At 61.4% G+C, this 2,084-nt stretch carries 1 protein-coding gene and 2 pseudogenes; 2 read left to right on the top strand and 1 reads right to left on the bottom strand.

Features of this window, described 5'->3' with window-relative positions; all coding sequences use genetic code 11:
* A pseudogene (locus tag XpopCFBP1817_RS20530) lies at window positions 1-348 on the top strand (hypothetical protein); the annotation flags it as partial.
* A 160-nt stretch (window positions 349-508) separates the two neighbouring features.
* Window positions 509-1,894, top strand: coding sequence for a hypothetical protein (locus tag XpopCFBP1817_RS20525; RefSeq protein ID WP_244171288.1), 1,386 nt, complete (start codon window positions 509-511; stop codon window positions 1,892-1,894).
* Window positions 1,895-1,898: 4 nt separating this feature from the next.
* Here XpopCFBP1817_RS20525 and XpopCFBP1817_RS20520 read toward each other — a convergent pair.
* Window positions 1,899-2,084 (bottom strand): annotated as a pseudogene (locus XpopCFBP1817_RS20520) (IS3 family transposase); the annotation flags it as partial.

Here is a 2,084-nt window from a genome sequence, read left to right as displayed (position 1 = left end):
GCCAGCGTGACCATCGAAGGCGGCAACATCACCGTCGCCTGCCCCGGCACCATCACCGTGCATGCGAGCAAGAAGTCGTTTATGGGGCCGGTCGAAACGTCCTACAAGCTTCCCGTTCCCGGAGCGACGCCCTACAAGCTGAAGTACGTGTTGCGCGACTACGCCGGCGAACCGCTCAAGAACAGCGATTATGCGATGTATTTGGCGGACGGCTCGGTGCTAACCGGCAAAACGAATGCACGCGGCGAGACCGAACAAGTGATCACGGATGGTCCCGACAGCGTGCATCTGATGGTCTCCGACGAACGTCACGAAGGTTATTACAAGGTGTCAGATGGCAACGCATGAGGCTGCAACGACTCCATTGCCCAGTTCCACGGCCGGCAGCAATGCTGACGAAGCGCCAGCGGCAACGGGCGATTTCAGGCTCTGCTACAAGAATGCCGCGGGCTTGCCGGTCCCCTGCGCGAATGTGCGCTACCAAGTGGTGCACGCGACAGGCGACGTAGTGGCCAAAGGCAGCACTGGCCAAGACGGACGCACGCAGCGGATTTCCGTCAAGGCCAAGCAGGCAAAGACCACGCCCGGATTCAGTTCGCCGTATCCGTTGTTCACCACGATGCACGACGGCATGGAGCGCTATACGCTGCAGGTATGGAGCCAGGTGGTGTCTGCCTACCTGGAGCCGGAATTGCATCCGGACGTAAAGCTGGCGCCCAGGCTGGTCTTGCCGTCGGTCAGCGTCATCGCCCCGCCGATGCAGACCCAGGACGTGCTGTTGAAGCGCTATCTGCGCGTGCGCTTCCAGTTCAAGCAAGGCAATCAACCGATCGTCGGCGCGCCTTTTGTCGCCTACACCTACGATGCCGCCGGCCGGCAGATCGCCGCCACGGATCTGCAAGGCAAGCCGATCAAGGGCAATATCAACAAGCACGGCGATACAGGCAAGCTCTATACCAACGACACGGCCTGGTTCGTGTTCAACCTGCCTGGCGCGGAGAAAATGGCGTATACCTCCGATGCGTTCGAGCCGTGCGTGATGGGGGCGGACGCGGTGATGTACGAAGTGAATGTCAAAAGCCAGGTGGCCGTGGCTGCGCCCGGCAAGGGCACGGTCGCCAAGATCTCGGGCAAGGTCAGCGCGCCTGCGGTACTCAACGCGCAAGACGAGGAACTGTTGCTGTTGACGCCGGAGGTATGGAAGGAATTCGAGGCGGTCAGCGGTCATGTCGAAAGCACCTTCGCTGGTGTGCACCACGCGCGTTCCACGCTGGCGCAGGCGTTGCAAGGACGCAGTCCGGAGGCGATCCGGCAGGCCGAGCAAGATCTGAACCTTGCCGAAGACAAGGTCGCGACCATGTTGAACAAGGATTTTGCCAAGAAGGCGGACCTGGTCGAAGTGGTCACCTTCGAAAGCTACGACAAGGGCCGCGATGCGGGCGATGGCAGCGTGCGCGATCGGATGGGATTGCGCAGGCGTTATCTGCCGCGCAAGAAGTACGAGGAGTACAAGAAGCGCCGGATCAAGGGCGTGCCGACCCGGCTGGAGATGAGTGTCTTGGTCAAGGCCAAGCATGGCAATGCGACGGCTGAGGTCGTCAAGGCCAAGGGCGAACGTTCCGATCGCAAGGCGTTCGATGCGGCGAAGTTCAAGGCGTCGTTGCAGAAGATCACCGCCACGGCCAAGGACAGCGGGAGCGTGCAGACCGATCCTTGGGTGTGGGACATGATCGAGGTGGGCGGCAACCAGTTCAGCGAGACGGTCAAGAAAAGCGAAAGCTACTCGGTGGAGACTGCCGCGCAATGGATGCGTTGCGCGGCCGGCGCGGGAGCCAGTTCGGAGCTGGGATGGGACCCGAACACGCAACGCTTTGAATCGCCCAGGGTTCCCTAGACATTCAGGCCCCTCGTTGCGCGTCGCGCCGCTCGAACACTACCGGTGCAGATTGTCATTGCAACCATGGCGGCGTTTTGGGTTGTAGAACATCTCGATATCGTCGAACACCTCGGCGCGTGCGGCGCCGTTGGTGGGATAGACCCGCCGTCTGATCCGCTCGCGTTTGGTCAGGCCGAAGACGCTCTCC

Origin of the sequence: Xanthomonas populi, assembly GCF_002940065.1 — a bacterium.
Classification (GTDB): domain Bacteria; phylum Pseudomonadota; class Gammaproteobacteria; order Xanthomonadales; family Xanthomonadaceae; genus Xanthomonas; species Xanthomonas populi.
This window is presented reverse-complemented; position numbering and strand designations above follow the sequence as displayed.